Origin of the sequence: Pseudoalteromonas sp. SG41-5 (assembly GCF_014164495.1) — a bacterium.
Classification (GTDB): domain Bacteria; phylum Pseudomonadota; class Gammaproteobacteria; order Enterobacterales; family Alteromonadaceae; genus Pseudoalteromonas; species Pseudoalteromonas rhizosphaerae.
Genome location: NZ_JACJFH010000047.1, coordinates 20,280 through 37,236 on the forward strand (window position 1 = coordinate 20,280; position 16,957 = coordinate 37,236).

At 40.6% G+C, this 16,957-nt stretch carries 14 protein-coding genes and 1 tRNA gene; 4 read left to right on the forward strand and 11 right to left on the reverse strand.

Annotated elements, in window-relative coordinates; all coding sequences use genetic code 11:
* Position 1: 1 nt before the first annotated feature.
* Positions 2–529 carry a YaeQ family protein gene (locus H5232_RS13370; protein WP_182717449.1) on the reverse strand — a complete coding sequence of 176 codons (528 nt, stop codon included), beginning with the start codon at positions 527–529 and terminating at the stop codon, positions 2–4.
* 150 nt (positions 530–679) lie between these two features.
* Here H5232_RS13370 and H5232_RS13375 point away from each other — a divergent pair, with 150 nt between their 5' ends.
* Complete coding sequence (locus H5232_RS13375; RefSeq protein WP_182717448.1) at positions 680–3,082, forward strand: TonB-dependent receptor domain-containing protein; 2,403 nt, start codon at positions 680–682, stop codon at positions 3,080–3,082.
* A 70-nt stretch (positions 3,083–3,152) separates the two neighbouring features.
* On the opposite strand, the gene H5232_RS13380 is transcribed toward H5232_RS13375, so the two are convergent.
* From H5232_RS13380 to H5232_RS13410, 7 genes are all read right to left on the reverse strand, one after another.
* Complete coding sequence (locus H5232_RS13380; RefSeq protein ID WP_182717447.1) at positions 3,153–3,770, reverse strand: FKBP-type peptidyl-prolyl cis-trans isomerase; 618 nt, start codon at positions 3,768–3,770, stop codon at positions 3,153–3,155.
* A gap of 104 nt (positions 3,771–3,874) precedes the next feature.
* The gene (locus H5232_RS13385) at positions 3,875–4,261 is read right to left on the reverse strand and encodes a hypothetical protein (RefSeq protein WP_182717446.1); all 387 of its coding nucleotides are present in this window, start codon (positions 4,259–4,261) and stop codon (positions 3,875–3,877) included.
* 49 nt (positions 4,262–4,310) lie between these two features.
* A tRNA-Ser gene (locus H5232_RS13390) sits at positions 4,311–4,401 on the reverse strand.
* A gap of 101 nt (positions 4,402–4,502) precedes the next feature.
* On the reverse strand, positions 4,503–4,880 hold the full coding sequence (locus tag H5232_RS13395; RefSeq protein ID WP_182717445.1) for a hypothetical protein: 378 nt from the start codon (positions 4,878–4,880) through the stop codon (positions 4,503–4,505).
* A 202-nt stretch (positions 4,881–5,082) separates the two neighbouring features.
* Positions 5,083–5,631, reverse strand: a complete 549-nt coding sequence (locus H5232_RS13400; protein ID WP_182717444.1) for an NAD(P)H nitroreductase — start codon at positions 5,629–5,631, stop codon at positions 5,083–5,085.
* A 114-nt stretch (positions 5,632–5,745) separates the two neighbouring features.
* Positions 5,746–6,423, reverse strand: coding sequence for a DoxX family protein (locus H5232_RS13405; protein ID WP_149982495.1), 678 nt, complete (start codon positions 6,421–6,423; stop codon positions 5,746–5,748).
* 64 nt (positions 6,424–6,487) lie between these two features.
* Entirely contained in the window at positions 6,488–8,449 is a 1,962-nt protein-coding gene (locus H5232_RS13410) for an FAD-dependent oxidoreductase (RefSeq protein ID WP_182717443.1), read from the reverse strand.
* A gap of 218 nt (positions 8,450–8,667) precedes the next feature.
* Here H5232_RS13410 and sppA point away from each other — a divergent pair, with 218 nt between their 5' ends.
* Both sppA and ansA read left to right on the forward strand, forming a co-directional pair.
* Positions 8,668–10,533 carry a signal peptide peptidase SppA gene (sppA, locus tag H5232_RS13415; RefSeq protein ID WP_182717442.1) on the forward strand — a complete coding sequence of 622 codons (1,866 nt, stop codon included), beginning with the start codon at positions 8,668–8,670 and terminating at the stop codon, positions 10,531–10,533.
* A gap of 70 nt (positions 10,534–10,603) precedes the next feature.
* Positions 10,604–11,614: an asparaginase gene (gene ansA, locus H5232_RS13420; protein ID WP_149982498.1), complete on the forward strand. Its 1,011-nt coding sequence runs from the start codon at positions 10,604–10,606 to the stop codon at positions 11,612–11,614.
* 85 nt (positions 11,615–11,699) lie between these two features.
* Here ansA and gndA read toward each other — a convergent pair whose 3' ends face one another.
* The gene (gndA, locus tag H5232_RS13425; protein WP_149982499.1) at positions 11,700–13,073 is read right to left on the reverse strand and encodes an NADP-dependent phosphogluconate dehydrogenase; all 1,374 of its coding nucleotides are present in this window, start codon (positions 13,071–13,073) and stop codon (positions 11,700–11,702) included.
* Positions 13,074–13,477: 404 nt separating this feature from the next.
* Between gndA and pyk the strand changes: the two genes are divergently transcribed.
* Positions 13,478–14,914, forward strand: coding sequence for a pyruvate kinase (pyk, locus tag H5232_RS13430; protein ID WP_149982500.1), 1,437 nt, complete (start codon positions 13,478–13,480; stop codon positions 14,912–14,914).
* A 105-nt stretch (positions 14,915–15,019) separates the two neighbouring features.
* Here the strand turns inward: pyk and H5232_RS13435 are convergent, their stop codons facing one another.
* Both H5232_RS13435 and H5232_RS13440 read right to left on the reverse strand, forming a co-directional pair.
* On the reverse strand, positions 15,020–15,844 hold the full coding sequence (locus H5232_RS13435) for a LytTR family DNA-binding domain-containing protein (protein WP_149982501.1): 825 nt from the start codon (positions 15,842–15,844) through the stop codon (positions 15,020–15,022).
* Positions 15,841–16,914, reverse strand: coding sequence for a sensor histidine kinase (locus H5232_RS13440; protein ID WP_149982502.1), 1,074 nt, complete (start codon positions 16,912–16,914; stop codon positions 15,841–15,843). The genes H5232_RS13435 and H5232_RS13440 overlap by 4 nt, the downstream gene beginning before the upstream one ends.
* Positions 16,915–16,957: the final 43 nt, after the last annotated feature.

The window sequence follows — 16,957 nt, forward strand, 5'->3', positions numbered from 1 at the left end:
GTTAATGCCAGTCAAACTGCTTTGTTTCATAGCAATGTATTTTATCACTGATCATTAAACTACTTTCATCTATGGTTACATCCCAATTTAAACTGCGGGTTAAATCCACCTGAATATCATCAATAAACTGCTGGTCAATCTCAATAATATGGCTATTATCAAATAACTTTAACCGTGACTGAGATTGCGTTAACCATTCACTATTGCCCGTTGTTAAAATTAATAATTCATCCACTTGCTTAGCGATCTTAACTAATTCATCAAGGTCAGGTTTATCAACACTTAACCAGGTTTTATAATGTTCATCCAACGCTTGAATTCCTACATCTGGCTGTAGTTTATCAGCAAGTTTATTAAGCACTGCATGGCTGTCATAAGATAAAATACAATAGCCTAACAGCTTTAAAACAAAATGCTCCAGTGTTTCATTTTTAGTCAACGCTGTGGTAAAAATTTCTTTGTGATTACGCTGATGACGCAGATCAGCTATGCTAAATCGTGCTTTAAAAATACGTGTTTTATCAGACATAATATTCACCAGTCTCGCCGTTACTCCTATTGAGTATAGCCCAATCTGATATAAGCACGTTTATTTTAAAAGTTATGGTATAACATTATTGATCAGCACAAATGATGGTGTTATATTATATCACAACATAATAGCAACAACGTAGTAACCATGATCCGACATTCATTAATATCAACTGCAATTATCACTGCTTTAAGCTCTTTTTCTGCTCATGCTGCGCTGGTAACTGGGCAAGTTTTTGACAATAACAAGCAACCACTCAGCTATGCCGATGTGCACGTACACGGTAAAGCACAGTCAATTAAAACTGACGAGAATGGCCGATTTAGTATTAATATTGATGCTAATAGCCAATTACATATTAGTAAAAATAATTTTGTTGATGCTAGAGTTCAAGTAACTGAAACCAGTTCTGCTCTAAATATCACGCTTGTACCTACGTCAGTTGAATCTGTCGTTGTGTATGCCTCTGCCCTGCATAAAAATAGCTTAGAGATGATTTCACCAGTGAGTGTACTCAGTGGTGATGAACTGCGCAATAAAGCAAAACCCACGTTAGGCGAAACGCTCAAAGGCCTTCCAGGTGTTAATGCCAGCTATTTTGGCCCTGTTTCATCTAGCCCTATAATCCGTGGCCTAGATGGCCCTCGCGTTAAAATCACCCAAAATGGCTTAGACAGCAGCGATGCGTCACGTATTGGCCCAGATCACGCAACATCGAATGACAGCCTAGCTGCAGAACAGATTGAAGTTTTGCGTGGCCCAGCTACGCTACTTTATGGCTCAGGCGCGATTGGTGGCGTAGTTAACGTAGTAGATAACCGCATTCCAACTGATAATATCGAGCAGTTAACTGGGGCTGTTGAATACAGCCATGACACGGTTTCAAATGCCAACACCTATGCTGCCAAGCTTGAGACGGGCCATAACAACTTTAACTTCCATTTTGACGGTACCAAACGCACTGGTGATGACTACCAAACTCCGCGTTTTAACTTACCTGAAGAAGAGCACGAAGATCATGAGGGTCATGACGAAGAAGAGCATGAAACAGCCACCTCGGTAAAAAATACCTTTATTGATAGCCAAACCGTTAACTTTGGTACCAGCTATGTAGGTGAGCATTTAACGCTAGGTGTTTCTTATGGCCGTATTGAAACCGACTACGGTATTCCAGCACATAGCCATGAACATGAACATGGCCATGATCACGAACACGAGCATGATGAAGGCGAAGAAGAAGCCGTTTATGCGCGTGTAGAACAAGATCGCTGGCAAGGTTTGATGAGCTATGCATTACACAACAACTGGATTGAAACTATTAATTTACGTCTAGGTTATACTGATTATCGCCATGCTGAAATTGAAGATGGCGCGATCGGTACTATCTTTAGTAATGAAACCACTGAAGCACGTTTAAATATTGAGCATAAGTTAGGTAATTGGCATGGTATGGCTGGTTATCATTTTAGTGACTCTGATTATGATGCCGATGGTGAAGAAGCCTTCACACCCGCTAGCAAAACGACTACTCATGCATTATTTATCCTCGAAGAAAAACAGTTTGGCGACGTGACATTAGAATTAGGTGCGCGTATTGAAGATTATAATATTGATAGTAATGTCGGTGCTGCTGCGCATGACCATGACCATGACCATGACCATGAAGATGATCATACTGATGAACATGCCAATGAAATAACGCCTTACAGTAAAAGCTTTACTAATCTGAGCGCTTCAGCAGGCGCTATTTGGCAATATACACCCGGACAAAGTATTGCGCTGAGCGTGTCACACTCTGAACGCGCACCGTTATCAGCCGAGCTATTATCAAATGGTGTCCATATTGCAACTGGCACCTATGAGCTTGGTTTAGGCTACGCGATAGAAGACGGTGAAATTCACTTCGAACCTGAAAATATCAAACAAGAAACATCAACCAATATTGATTTTGGCTTTAGACGCTTTAGTGGCGATTTTGGTTATACGGTTAACTTTTTCTATAACGACATTGCCAATTTTTACTATCAGCAGAACACGGGGTTAGTGTTTGATGAAGAGCACGGCCTTGAAGCTGCAGAGCCTGGCCACGATGATGGTATGGCTGTTTATCAATTTGTCAGTAAAGATGCGAAATTATACGGCATTGAATTTGACGCACATTATCAATTAAATTCAAATGCGATGGTAAAAGTATTTGGTGACTCAACCACTGCAAAACTTGCTGATGATGAAGGGTATTTACCGCGTATTCCGGCAAATAAGTTAGGTTCAGAATTACAGTATAATATCAGTGATTGGCAGTTCAGCTTAACTGGCACACACTACTTTGAACAACGTGATATTACGGCTTATGAAACCGCAACTGATAGCTATACACTGTTTGATGCGCAAGCAAATTACCAATTAAGTGTCGGTCCGGTAGATACACAGTTTTATATCAACGTTGATAATATTACGGATGAACTGGGTTTTGTACATAGTTCATTTATTAAAGATGAAGCGCCACTACCCGGGCGTAACTTTAGAATTGGTCTACGTGGTTATTTCTGAACTCAGTAAATAACCATAAAAAAGCCGCGCTAATAGTTATTAGCGCGGCTTTTTATTACTCAATTTCTAATTAAAGAATTTCGTGTAGCTCAACGTCAAATACCAGTGTTGAGAATGGTGCAATTGCAGCACCGGCACCACGTTCTCCATAAGCAAGCTCATGAGGAACATAGATACGCCATTTGGTGCCTTCAGGCATCATTTGTAATGCTTCAGTCCAGCCTTTGATCACGCCACCAACTGGAAACTCAGCAGGTTGACCACGCTCATAAGAGCTGTCAAATACAGTACCGTTGATAAGTGTACCGTGATAATCAACACGCACTGTTGACTCAGCAGTTGGCTTGTTGCCTTCACCTGTTGCTAGTACTTCATATTGAAGACCAGACTCAGTCACTGTGATTTCAGCACGTTTTGCATTTTCTTCTAAGAATGCAATGCCTTCAGCTGCAAGTACTTTCGCCTCTTCTTCACGACGTGCTTGGATTTCAGTGTTGATTTTTTCGAATGCAGCTTGGATCTCAGGGATCTCAACTTGGAAATCGCCGCCCACATACGCATCTTTCATGCCTGCAAATACTGAATTTAAGTTTAAACCTTCGAAAGGGTTAGCTTTAAGTTGCTCACCCATCTGTAGGCCAATACCGTAACTTGCTTTTTCAGCATCTGTAGTAAAATTATCTGACATAATATGTTTCACGTTTTGTTTATACCAAGCTTAATAACGCTGGTATCAGTTAAAAGACGCGCCTATGCTATCATAAAAAAAAGCCCTTTTGGGCTTCTTTAGAGCTAGTTTTTAGTGAGTTTTCGCTTTATTAATCGCACAGCAAAAGTCAAGATTGGCAAGCTGATTAAAATACCAGCAAGTAATGGACGACTCAGTAATGCCTGCGTACCAACTAATAACACCGGCACGACTAATAAACCGATACAACCAATAAATATTGCCGCAATTTCTGGCCAGTATTTATCATATTTAGTAATTAAATGCCCAGCTAATAGATTAAAGCCTAGGCAGTAAAGCATAGCTGTGAGCAATACATGCTCTGGTTGTGCATCCATCGCCATTTTAACGAGTAAGTTAATAGCACTGTGATAACAGTAGCCAAACACCGACCATAACAGTATGTGTTTTAGCACCCGTTGTGTGGTGTTTAATTGATTTTGCTGTGACATCTTAAACTCCAGATAGCAAAAAGCCGCCCATAAGGCGGCTTTTTAAATATGGTGGAGAGATAGGGATTTGAACCCTAGAGGGGCTATAAACCCCTGCCGGTTTTCAAGACCGGTGCATTCGACCACTCTGCCATCTCTCCGTACGGCGCGGATAATAGGGGTTAGCCGCCTTGTTGTAAAGCCCTAAAAGTAAAAAAGTTCAAATTAATCGTTACAATTACTCGAAGCGCTTAAAAATACATCAATAATACTGTTTTGGACGTTTCGCGACCCACGAACACAGTAAGCAGACTAATAAGCTAAAAGTTACAAAACTTAAGCTCTGAAAGATTAAATCAAAGCGGTTTAGATCATCACTTGGTACAAGCACCAATACAAAAGCGGGTAAAATACTCACAAACAACACGTAACAACACACTTTAAACGCTCTACCAAAATCAAATCGTCTTGTGTGTTGCATCCACCACGCTAAGATAACCACAATAGCAGTTGATGAGATCGCGATTAAATGAGGAGTCTGTGTACTAAATGCTGTGTAAAGAGTGATAGCCGCACCAACAAAGCCCCATAAGGACCACGTTAACCATTTTTCTTTTTCACGTAAAAATAAATTTCCCATTATCCTCGTCTTCTTGTTGTTATTCTAATTAAGACACTCCATACATTAACAAACTGCAGAAAAATAACAAACCATTGTATTGAGGGTTATTGCATCCAAGCGCTTCAGACAGCCAAGCTACCTAAAGATAATAACAAAGGTAGCCTTAATGCACTCTGACTGAAATAACACGACAAAGTTCCAATTAATTACGTTTTGGCAACTATAAGTGTGTGAAAAAGTGTTCTGGGCTATGACGAACAGCCTTTTTACAGTCCACTTCTGGAGTGCCTAAATACAGGTAACCGACAATCTCATCTTCATTATCAAGCTTTAACGCCGCTTTTACCGCCTCACTTTGCGCAAAGTAACCAGTACGCCAGACACCACCAAGTCCCTGCGCAAAAGCTGCTTGTTGCATAGCTAACACAGCACAACCAGCACTTTGTACTTGTTCGATACGCGGTACTTTTGGGTGCGCTTGATATTTGGCAATGGCAATGATTATCATCGGTGCACGCAGCGGTAACTCTTTGGCACGATTAATGACTTTTTCATCTTGTTGTTCTGCAACTGCACTTTGATAATAAATTTCGCCGAGTCGTTCTCGCGCATCTTCTGCAACAACAATAAATTGCCAAGGCGCAAGGCAACCATGATCAGGCACACGAAGCGCTGCTTGTTTAATAATATCAAGTTGACTGTTGTTTGGGGCAGGTGCAATCAGTCGAGGATCTGACTGACGAGTCAATAAAAGCTCAATAGCGTCCATAGCGATTCTCTAATTAAAAAAGAAACTAGCATAGCATTGATAGGGATTGCTGAGAAAGTTTGAAAGTTAGAAAGTTTGCGACGGGCGTCGCAAACTGACAGGTAGAGATTTAGATTATTCGAATCTTTTCCGTAACCAGTGATCAAGGCTAACAAAACGCCCACCGCCGGTAAAAAATAAACTCAATAACATCGCAAAATAAATTGCTGAAAACTCAATGCCATTATTCAAAATCGACGGTTTACCCTTTTCATAAAGGTAATCTGGGAAACCATGTTCTTGTACAAGTCCTCGAATTTTCTCAATACGTTCTTTTACTTCACGAGAATTATCTAAACTTTCTTTTGCACCGGGGATCGCCAACCAATCAAGTACTTGTGCAGCACTGGTATCTGGATCTGTCGGCGCAATCGCAAACCAGCCATTGTGCCAATGTACAGAGGTTGCGGCAACGACCATAGTAAACATCAGCGGTATGCTAACCAGACGGGTTAATAAACCAACTAAGAGCAGCCAGCCACCGAGAAATTCACTCCAGCCAGCTAAAAAAGCCAGTAAATCAGGAAAAGGTAAGCCTAAGCCCCAGTCTGGGTTACCAAACCAAGCAACAACATCTGGAGAAGCTAAAAAGAATTCAAAAAACCCATTACCATTACCACTGATATTTAGCTTGTTATAACCTGCGATGATCATAACTGGCGCCAGTATCAGTCTAAATAGTAAAGCAGGGATACCATCAAAAATGGCTATTTTTTGGAGGGAAGTTTTATATAGTGTGATCAATGTATTCATCGTAGCAGTCTAGTCTTTTGTAATGTATTAAACAAAGACCGCTACGATTAAAAGTTTATTTCAGTTAAATTTTACGCGCGACCTGAAGCGCTTCATAAATAGCTCGTTTTGCATCAATTGCTGATGCTAATTTGGCCCCGCCAATTACATGTACTTTAGGATTATCGATTAACCCCGACATTAATTCGTTATTAGAGACTTGCCCGATACAAGCGATCACTGTATCAACAGGTAGCACCTGCTCCTCTCCTGCCACAGTAATTTTTAGACCTTGCTTATCAAAATGATGATACTGACAATCAGCGATCTGTTTTACACCATGTTGCTTTGCAACTTGACGATGTATCCAGCCCGTTGTTTTACCAAGCTCACTGCCAAAACGCCCGGCGCTGCGTTTTAGCATAAACAATTGACGATTATCTTTATCTGGACTTGGCTGACACTCAATTCCCCACTGCGATTTAAAATCAGCAATACTTTGGTCTTTATGTTCACTTAAAAAAGCAACCATATCAAAGCCAATGCCGCCGGCACCTAAAATTGCAATCGATTGCCCTAATTCAACTTCGCCTCGAATAACTTCATCGTATGAAAAAACACGTTTATTATCCGCGCAGGTAAAGTTTGCCTCACGCGGGCGCACACCCGTTGCAAACACCACGTCATCGTATTGCTCAAGCATTTTATCGGTAAAAGGAGTATTGAGTGTTACCGTGACCTTCAGACGTTCAAGTTCATTAATAAAATAACGCAAGGTATGATTGAAATCTTCTTTACCAGGAATTCGCATCGCTAAATTAAATTGGCCGCCCATATCTGTATTTTTATCAATCAGCGTTACCGTATGGCCTTTTTGCGCTAAGTAACAACTGGCAGATAAGCCCGCAGGCCCAGCACCTACAACCAACACATTTTTAGCCTTGTTGGTCAGCTCAAGAGGATAATCTAGCTCAAACCCCGCTTGAGGATTCACTAAGCATGTTGCTCGTTTACCTTTAAATACATGATCTAAACAGCCCTGATTACAGCCGATACAAATATTAATGTGTTTACTTTGTTGTGCTTGATATTTATTAAAAAATTCTGGATCGGCTAATAGTGGTCGTGCCATCGAAATCAGATCTGCATCCCCTGCAGTTAAAATTTCATTGGCAATCTCAGGAGTATTAATACGATTTACAGCAATGACAGGAACCGATACCACTTCTTTTAAACGTTTTGAAGCTTCTTTAAATGCACCTGCTGGCACCATACTCGCAATGGTAGGTACTCGTGCTTCATGCCAGCCTATGCCAGTATTTAAAATATCAACTCCAGCCTGCTCTAATGCTTTGGCCTGGATCGTAACCTCTTCAGGTGTTGACCCATTAGGAATTAAATCCATCACCGATAATCGAAAGATAATTAAAAATTCTTTATTTACTTTGGCACGTACAGCTTTGACTATCTCTAACGCTAAACGCATACGGTTTTCTAAACTTCCACCGTATTCATCTGAGCGTTTATTGGTATGCGGTGCCATAAACTCATTAATCAAATAACCTTCTGAGCCCATCACTTCAACGCCATCGTAGCCTGCCTTTTGTGCTAAATAGGCGGAATGAGCAAAGTCTTTGATGGTTTTTTTTATTGCACTGAGCGACATTGCTTTGGGTTGATATGGGTTAATAGGTGCTTTAATTGCACTTGGTGCTTGATTAAATGGATGATACGCATAACGTCCAGCATGTAATAATTGTAAGCAAATCTTACCGCCGTGTTGATGGACAACATCAGTGTATGCACGGTGCTTAAACACATCATAATAGCTATTAAAAGACGATGAGATTGGGGTTAATTTGCCACGCAAATTAGGACTGTAGCCCCCCGTAATGAGCATCGCAGTACCACCTTTAGCGCGCGCTTCATAAAAAGCACGCAGGCGTTTTCGATTATGCCATCCCTCTTCAAGCCCCGTGTGCATTGAGCCCATTACCAAACGGTTACGTAGCTGTGTGTGTTTCAATTGTAATTGTTGTTCTAACATCCTCTGCCCCAATGAACTGGTCTAACCTCTATACATTAGCCAATTTTGCTCGATTGGCAAGCAATAAGCAACAAAAGCGATAAATTAGCTAATATTTTCACATTCTCACGGTTAAAACCTCGCTCATAAATACTTAGTTACGATTTAACAGTTAAATTAATTTTTATTCTGGGCTAAGATGGTGACAGATATAAGTTGTACCAGACTAAGGATTTATTTTGATTGCAAAGCTATTTAAAGGACTGTGGGCAGGAATTAACTTTTCTCGTCGTTTAGTCCTCAATTTTTTATTTGTGTTACTCGTTATTCTTTTCATTGTTTCAATCGCAAGCGATGACAATGAAATCAATGTTGCTGACACATCGGTGCTCAGGCTAAACCTCAATGGTCCAATCGTAGAAGAAAAAGTTTACGTTGATCCAATTGAAGCTGCCATCAATGATGCAACACAGGGCAACGACGAGCCGGCTGAAATTTTACTTGATGATATTATCGAAGTAATTGATCAAGCCACTGAAGATAAACGCATTAGTGTGATTTTGCTGGATTTACAAAAAATGCCTAACGCGCATTTAAATAAATTAAAACAAATCACTCAAGCGTTAGAGCGGTTTAAAGCGAGCGGCAAAAAAGTAATTGCCTCTGGTTATTATTACTCACAAGCACAATATTACATTGCTGCGCACGCTGATGAAATATCGATGCACCCTTATGGCGGTGTAGAGATCCAAGGCTTTGGCATGTACCCATTGTATTTTAAAGATGCGCTTGAAAAACTCGGTATCACTCAGCATATTTTCCGTGTTGGTACATTTAAATCGGCTGTTGAACCGTTTATTCGTAACGATATGTCAGATGCAGCAAAAGAAGCTAATAATGTATGGCTAGGTGCATTGTGGAAAGAATACAAACAAGACGTTGCCGCTGTGCGCCCATTTGATGAAGCAAACTTTGATGAAACAATGGACGTTTTTCTGGCTAAAATGCAAGCAGTTAATGGCGATTCAGGTAAATATGCCCTTGAACATCAATGGGTTGATTCTTTAAAAACCAATCAACAAATGCGTCAACAATTAATTGCCTTAGTAGGCACTGAAGAAACGGGCAAAACCTTCAACCAAGTATCATTTAAAGAATATCTCTCATTGGTTAAACCGCCGATTGAGTTTGATAACCCAATGACAGAAAAAGTCGCCGTTGTGGTTGCACGCGGTACTATCTCTGACGGCGAACGTAAAGCCGGTGAAATTGGTGGTGACTCTACAGCGGCCTTACTACGTAAAGCACGCTTAGATGATAAAGTAAAAGCGGTTGTACTGCGTATTGATTCTGGCGGTGGCAGTATGTTTGCCTCTGAAGTTATTCGTGCTGAAGTACTTGCTCTTAAAGCAGCTGGTAAACCAGTGGTTGCTTCAATGAGCTCAGTAGCAGCTTCTGGCGGCTACTGGATTGCCTCTGCTGCCAACGAAATTTGGGCAGCACCGAGCACAATTACCGGCTCAATTGGTGTATTTGGTAACTTTATGACCTTTGAAAACACCATGGCTAAATTAGGTGTTTATTCAGATGGCGTTGCCACAACTGAAATGGCTGGTCTATCAATCGCTCGCCCGCTTAATGAAAAAATGGCACAGGTTATTCAACTAAGTGTAGAAGATGCTTATCAACGCTTCTTAGAGGTTGTTGGTGAAGCACGAAATATGACCCCTGAGCAAGTTGACTCTATTGCACAAGGCCGTGTTTGGATTGCAAGTCAAGCGCAAGAGCTTGGCTTAGTTGACAAATTAGGCAATAAGCAAGACGCTATCAAAGCGGCAGCTGAACTGGCTAAGCTTGATTTTTATGAAGTTAAAACCATTAAGCAGAGTCTATCGGCGGAAGAGAAATTAATGCAGGATATTTTTGGAAATGCATCGATTAGATCGCTAATTGGCTCACAAAGTACGCTACAAAACGCACTCTCAAACCAAGCATCTATCAATGGTTTAGTTAAGCAATTAACAACTGAGGTTGAAGGTCTAAAAGATTACAACGATCCGCAAGGCATTTATGCCCGCTGCTTAGTGTGTAATATTTCGCAATAAATAGTGTATAGGCTGTAATCGCAGCAACTAACCGTTATACTAAGCCCAGTTTTTTTACTGGGCTTTTTTTATGAAACGTAAACGTATTTATATCGCATATACTGGCGGTACAATTGGGATGAAAAAATCGAGTCGAGGCTATATTCCCGCTGAAGGTTTTTTAACACAAACCGTAGAAAACAATGCCGAATTTAATCGTGATGAAATGCCCTTATTCGATATTCACGAGTATTGCCCGCTGATTGACTCATCAGACATGTCCCCTGCTCATTGGCAACTAATCGCAGATGATATTAAAAGTAAATACCAAGATTATGATGGCTTTGTCGTGCTTCATGGCACAGATACCATGGCGTATACCGCATCTGCTTTGTCCTTTATGTTTGAAAACTTAACAAAGCCAGTGATAGTGACAGGCTCGCAAATTCCACTGTCGCAATTGCGCTCTGATGGCCAAGTAAATTTACTTAATGCGATGTATTTAGCGGCTAATTATCCGATTGCTGAGGTTAGTTTATTTTTTAATAATCAATTATTTCGCGGTAATCGTGCGACTAAAGCGCATGCCGATGGCTTTGATGCCTTTGCATCCCCTAACCTAGATCCATTAGCACTATCAGGTATTAATATTCAATTATTAAAAGGCCAGTTAAGCCCGTATGTTGAAAATGAGCTACAAGTCACCAACATCACGCCGCAACCTATTGGTGTTTTATACTTGTATCCAGGGATCAGTCATGCTGTAGTTAAAAGTCTGGTAAACGACAATATCAAAGCCCTCGTATTATTGAGCTTTGGTGTGGGCAATGCGCCACAAGATCCAGACTTTTTAGAGATCCTCTCCAGCGCAAGTAAGCGCGGAATGGTTATCGTCAATTTAACCCAGTGCTTAAAAGGGCATGTAAATATGGGCGGCTATGCAACTGGTAACGCATTACTTAACATTGGTGTGATCAGCGGTTACGATATGACCTTAGAGGCATGCTTAACTAAATTACATTACTTATTTAGCCAAAAGCTTGAAATTGAAACTATTCGCCATTTAATGCAAGACAACTTACGTGGTGAGTTAAGTAGATAAGCTGAGCGCTTTATAATAAAAACTATTTTTTAAATTAAAAAGGCACGCTAATTAGCGTGCCTTTCATTTAAACCTATTGGTCTAATTAACGTACTTTCGCGTCAATCTCTACTAAATCAGTTAAATGACATACCTCACCACTATGAGTTTTAATGCCATGCTCACCAAAATAATCTCGCTGTGCTTGTACTAGATGACCATTGCTTGGTGTCGTCAACGTCGCAAAATACGTTTGCGTTGAGCTAAGTACCGGAAATGCTAATCCAGTCATCATTGCTTGACCTGTTATTTTACGCAGCGCTAATGACTCTTTTTCTAAAGTGTCGATAAACTCAACACCTTCAGCGATGTTATCTAAGTAATCAGCACGGATAATACAACCAGCACGCCACGTTTGCAGTGTTTTAGATAAATCGACTTTCCATTGATGTGCACGTGATGCACCTTTGATCAGCGCAAGGCCTTGACGATAAGCCAGTAAACTTGCAAACAAGAAGGCATCTTTAAGTTCATCTAAATCTAATTCAACCTGTGAAGTTGATTTAGCTGCATACGTCATTTCTTTCGCTGCATGTGTGTCACCAGTATTGGTTAAGTGACGCGCTTGCACAGCTGCAACCAATGAAGGAACGGCGATACCCAGTTCTAATGCATTTTGTGCCGTCCACAAACCCGTGCCTTTCGCGCCAACTTTATTATCAATCAAATCAACTAACGCTTCACCCGCATCGGTTTCTAACGATAAAATATGACTTGAGATAGATAATAAATAGCTATTGAGTGTGCCTTCAGACCATTGATTAAAAATCTCTGCAACTTCATGTGGAGTGCGGTTAGTGCCTAAGCGTAATAATTGATACATTTCTGCGATTAGTTGCATTAATGCATATTCAATTCCGTTGTGCACCATTTTTACAAAGTGACCACTGGCTGATTGACCAACACGGGCAAAACACGATTCACCTTTGTAGCTTGCTGCTACTTTTTCAAACCATGGCTCAACGCGTTCCCAGCCGCCTTCTGAACCACTTGCCATCATCGCAGGACCATGACGCGCGCCTTCGGCACCGCCAGAAATACCCATCGTGGCAAATTCAAATTTATTTTGATATTTAAGTTTACGAGTAATACCGTCTTTATAATTACTATTGCCACAATCGACGATAATATCGTCACAATCAACGCCTGCATCAACTAAATCGCTGCAAACTGTATCGACTAACTCACCCGCTGGCACTAATAACAAAATTGAGCGAGGCGGCGTTAACCGTTTTACCATATCACCTAAATCAGACACAATGTGCAGACGATCTGCCATGCCTTGTAATTTAGCACAGCTTAATAGCTCTTCGCCCGCGTCTGGGTTTTTATCATAAGCTACTAGCGTCATCCCTTGTTCAATCAAGTTGAGAGCAAGATTTTTACCCATAACGCCTAACCCTACTAATGCAACTTGCATTTAGTGTCCTCCTCGGTAACAACTATTGGTTAGTAAATGAAATAATACCGCGCGCATTATATACCCAAGCCACTTAAAAATGCGAGCCTAGACAACAGATACAACGCTTTGCGCAAGACAAACACGCAAGATACAGTGATTATATCAAACAACCGTTGCCTCGGGGCGATAAATTTTCCTGATATGGATTTCTGAGTCGAGCATTGACGAGACCTGACACCGGTGTCATAATGTGGTCATAATTTTTTTGTATAAAATAATGACAGCTTTACACGTTACCTTGATGTCAACGCGCTATTTGCTGTCAGTAAAAACTGTATTATGCGTGTCAGTTAAACTAACACCTATAAATAACGAAAAACCGTCAACCTGCTTACAACATCGTAAGCCTACAGGAGAATTTGATGCTTAGACGCACAAAAATAGTCGCGACCCTTGGACCTGCAACCGATCGAGATAACAACTTAGAAAAAATAATCCGTGCTGGTGCAAACGTAGTGCGTTTGAATTTCTCACACGGCATTGCACAAGATCACAAAGACCGTGCCCAAGCTGTGCGTGACATTGCCAAAAAACTAGGCAAGCACATTGCTATTTTAGCCGATCTACAAGGCCCAAAAATTCGTGTATCGACATTTAAAGATGGCAAAGTAACGCTATCTGTTGGTGCAAAATTTATTCTTGATGCAAAAATGGAAAAAGGCCTAGGCGATATCAACGCCGTAGGTATTGATTATAAAGAATTACCACAAGATGTTGCCCCTGGTGACTTACTACTTTTAAACGATGGTTTAATTCAATTAACAGTAGTAAATGTTGAAGGTCATTTAGTGCATACCACAGTAACTGTTGGTGGCGTGTTATCTAACAATAAAGGCATCAACCGCTTAGGTGGTGGTTTAACTGCTCCAGCCTTCACTGATAAAGATAAAGAAGATTTATTAACTGCAGCAGAAATTGATGTTGATTATATCGCAGTATCGTTCCCACGCAGTGGCGACGATATGCGTTATGTGCGTTCACTAGCTGAAGCTGCAGGCTCTAAAGCACAGCTTTTAGCTAAAATTGAGCGTGCTGAAGCCGTTGAAACGGTAGAAGCAGTTGATGATATTATTCTTGCCTCAGATGCGGTGATGGTTGCTCGTGGTGACTTAGGTGTTGAAATTGGTGATGCTGCCTTAATGGGTAAACAAAAACTCATTATCCGTCGTGCTCGCTCACTTAACCGTACCGTGATCACAGCAACACAAATGATGGAATCAATGATCGATAACCCAATGCCAACCCGTGCAGAAGTTATGGATGTTGCCAACGCAGTCCTTGATGGCACTGATGCGGTAATGCTTTCAGCTGAAACAGCGGCAGGCGATTACCCAGAAGAAACCGTGGCAACCATGGCGCGCGTTTGTTTAGGGGCAGAATCACAAAAAGAAACTCACGTTTCTAAACATCGCTTAGACAGCCGTTTCTCTTCTAATGCAGAATCAATTGCATTGTCAGCTATGTATGCGGCAAACCATTTAGATTCAGTAAAAGCGATTATTACTTTAACTGAATCAGGTAGCACAGCAAAATTGATGTCACGTATCAGCTCTGGCTTACCTATTTATTCATTGTCTCGTCATGCCAGTACGCTTGGTCAAACAGCATTATATCGAGGTGTTTACCCGGTATTCTTTGACTCAACACAATGTGAAAAAGATAACATGGTAAAAGATGCCCTTAACACACTTGTGAATGCGGGTTCATTACAATCTGGCGATACTGTGATCATTACTCATGGTGATGCTATGGAAACGATTGGTGCAACCAACACTATGAAAATTGTTACTGTTGCTTAATTAACGCAGTTATAAAAAAACGCGAGCCAAAGGCTCGCGTTTTTTATTTAAAACACATGGTTTAATTTACTTCGTTATATAACAGCTATTGAGCCCGTTTCTAAGTTAACTTGCTAACGCAGCTTTTACTTTATCGCGATAACTACGACTTACTTTTAATTCTTGTCCGTTATCAAGCACTAATAAATACTCACCACTTACCTGAGTTACAAGCTTGCTAATTTGTTTAGTATTTACTATTGCACTGCGGTGTACACGTACAAATAGCTGAGGATCAAGTTCCTGTTCAAGCTCTTTCATTGTTTTTCGTAAAATATGCGTTTGACCATCTTGGCAATGTAAACACATATAGTCACCAGCGGCATCAACCCATTGAATTGTCGCTACAGGTACACGGATTATTTCACCCTGCTCTTTCACCGCTAAAGATTCTGGGTAACGGCGATCTGTTAATGTATCGCCAGTTGCCAGTTTTTTCAAAATCTCTTCACAATTATTACCAGTAATTCCAGCTACAAAACTCGCCAATTTCTTTTTATGGGCGTTGTCTTGTTGCGTCTTCAAGTAGGTATGCACTTTTTCTACCGCCTGTTTTAGTCTGTTGTCGTCGACTGGTTTAAGGATATAATCTAAAGCATGGATCTCAAATGCTTTGACTGCGAACTGATCAAATGCGGTAACGAATACAATAGCAGGTAACGCTCTGACACTTTCACTGAGTGCTCTGGCAACCTCAAATCCATTCATTCCAGGCATTTGAATATCTAAAAAAACTAAATCTATTTTCCCTGCTTGGCATGCATCGATTGCCTCTTGGCCAGAGCTACATAATTTAATGACTTCGATATCATCAAACTCCTCTAGTCTTACAGCTAAGCCTCTACGGGCTAATGGTTCATCATCGACAATCAGGGTCTTAATCTTGCTCATTTCTTCACAGCCTTCTCAAACGGAACGCGCAGATTCACTTTCAATCCACTTGGCGTATTATGTGATAACACAAACGAATAGTTATTTTCATACAAAGTTTTCAGGCGGTCTTTCGTATTTGCCACCCCTACCCCTTGTGAATTAACTAATTGGCCATTAAGTAATTCAGTACCAGGGCCATTATCGCCTACTTCCAGTAATAGTTCATTAGCAAAAACTTGTGCTTTAATATCAATCACCCCACCTTCGATCAGATGAGCTATCGCATATTTAATCGCATTTTCGATGATCGGTTGCAATATTAAACTCGGCACTAATGCATTTTTTGCTTCATCACTGATTTGTACATTCACTTGCAACCGTTCATCAAAGCGTACTCGCTCTATTTCAAGATAAAGCATCAGTGCATGCAACTCTTGTTCAAGTGGGACTTTCTTTATCGGATCGGTATTGAGTGTATAACGTAAAAAGTCGCTCAATTTTGACACCATTAAATTAGCATCTTTATTCTCTTTTACCAAAATCAATGTAGATATAGCATTAAGAGTATTAAACAAAAAATGAGGATTTAATTGATAACGTAGCATCTTCAGTTGTGCTTCATGCGCCATCGTTGTTGCTTTAAGGGCTTTTTGGCGCTCACTTTGCAGTAGTTGATAATATTTAATGCCAAAGTACAAACCACTCCAACAAAGAATAATATAAACCGAATCTAAGCCTTGTTGTAGGTAGTAAAACCACTCTGTAGGACGATAGCCATGGCGATAAATCTCCCATAAATTGAACTTTTGTATTACCGCCCATAAAGTCCCTGTAATGTACGAAGCGCCGAACACTACTAACATTAAAACCCAAGGAGATGCATTCCAGGCTTTGCGATACATATAACGCAATGGCACAGTCATTAAACAGCCGGCGTAAGCATTGAGTACGATCACAAATACATAAATATCGCGCATCTCAAAGACTTTAGAGCCAATGTAGTTAACAAGTGCATAACCGACCCAACCCGCAATCTGTAATACCCAGAAAAAGCGTTGACGGTTATCAACTAAGGATTGCCAATTCAAAATAGTTAATTACCTCATTTATTTGTAATTATTATATAGCGTT

Excerpts from the sequence above, each read along its gene's own strand:
- H5232_RS13370 (WP_182717449.1), bottom strand. The coding sequence starts at position 529 with ATGTCTGATAAAACACGTATTTTTAAAGCACGATTTAGCATAGCTGAT.
- H5232_RS13375 (WP_182717448.1), top strand. The coding sequence starts at position 680 with ATGATCCGACATTCATTAATATCAACTGCAATTATCACTGCTTTAAGC.
- H5232_RS13380 (WP_182717447.1), bottom strand. The coding sequence starts at position 3,770 with ATGTCAGATAATTTTACTACAGATGCTGAAAAAGCAAGTTACGGTATT.
- H5232_RS13385 (WP_182717446.1), bottom strand. The coding sequence starts at position 4,261 with ATGTCACAGCAAAATCAATTAAACACCACACAACGGGTGCTAAAACAC.
- H5232_RS13395 (WP_182717445.1), bottom strand. The coding sequence starts at position 4,880 with ATGGGAAATTTATTTTTACGTGAAAAAGAAAAATGGTTAACGTGGTCC.
- H5232_RS13400 (WP_182717444.1), bottom strand. The coding sequence starts at position 5,631 with ATGGACGCTATTGAGCTTTTATTGACTCGTCAGTCAGATCCTCGACTG.
- H5232_RS13405 (WP_149982495.1), bottom strand. The coding sequence starts at position 6,423 with ATGAATACATTGATCACACTATATAAAACTTCCCTCCAAAAAATAGCC.
- H5232_RS13410 (WP_182717443.1), bottom strand. The coding sequence starts at position 8,449 with ATGTTAGAACAACAATTACAATTGAAACACACACAGCTACGTAACCGT.
- ansA (WP_149982498.1), top strand. The coding sequence starts at position 10,604 with ATGAAACGTAAACGTATTTATATCGCATATACTGGCGGTACAATTGGG.
- gndA (WP_149982499.1), bottom strand. The coding sequence starts at position 13,073 with ATGCAAGTTGCATTAGTAGGGTTAGGCGTTATGGGTAAAAATCTTGCT.
- pyk (WP_149982500.1), top strand. The coding sequence starts at position 13,478 with ATGCTTAGACGCACAAAAATAGTCGCGACCCTTGGACCTGCAACCGAT.
- H5232_RS13435 (WP_149982501.1), bottom strand. The coding sequence starts at position 15,844 with ATGAGCAAGATTAAGACCCTGATTGTCGATGATGAACCATTAGCCCGT.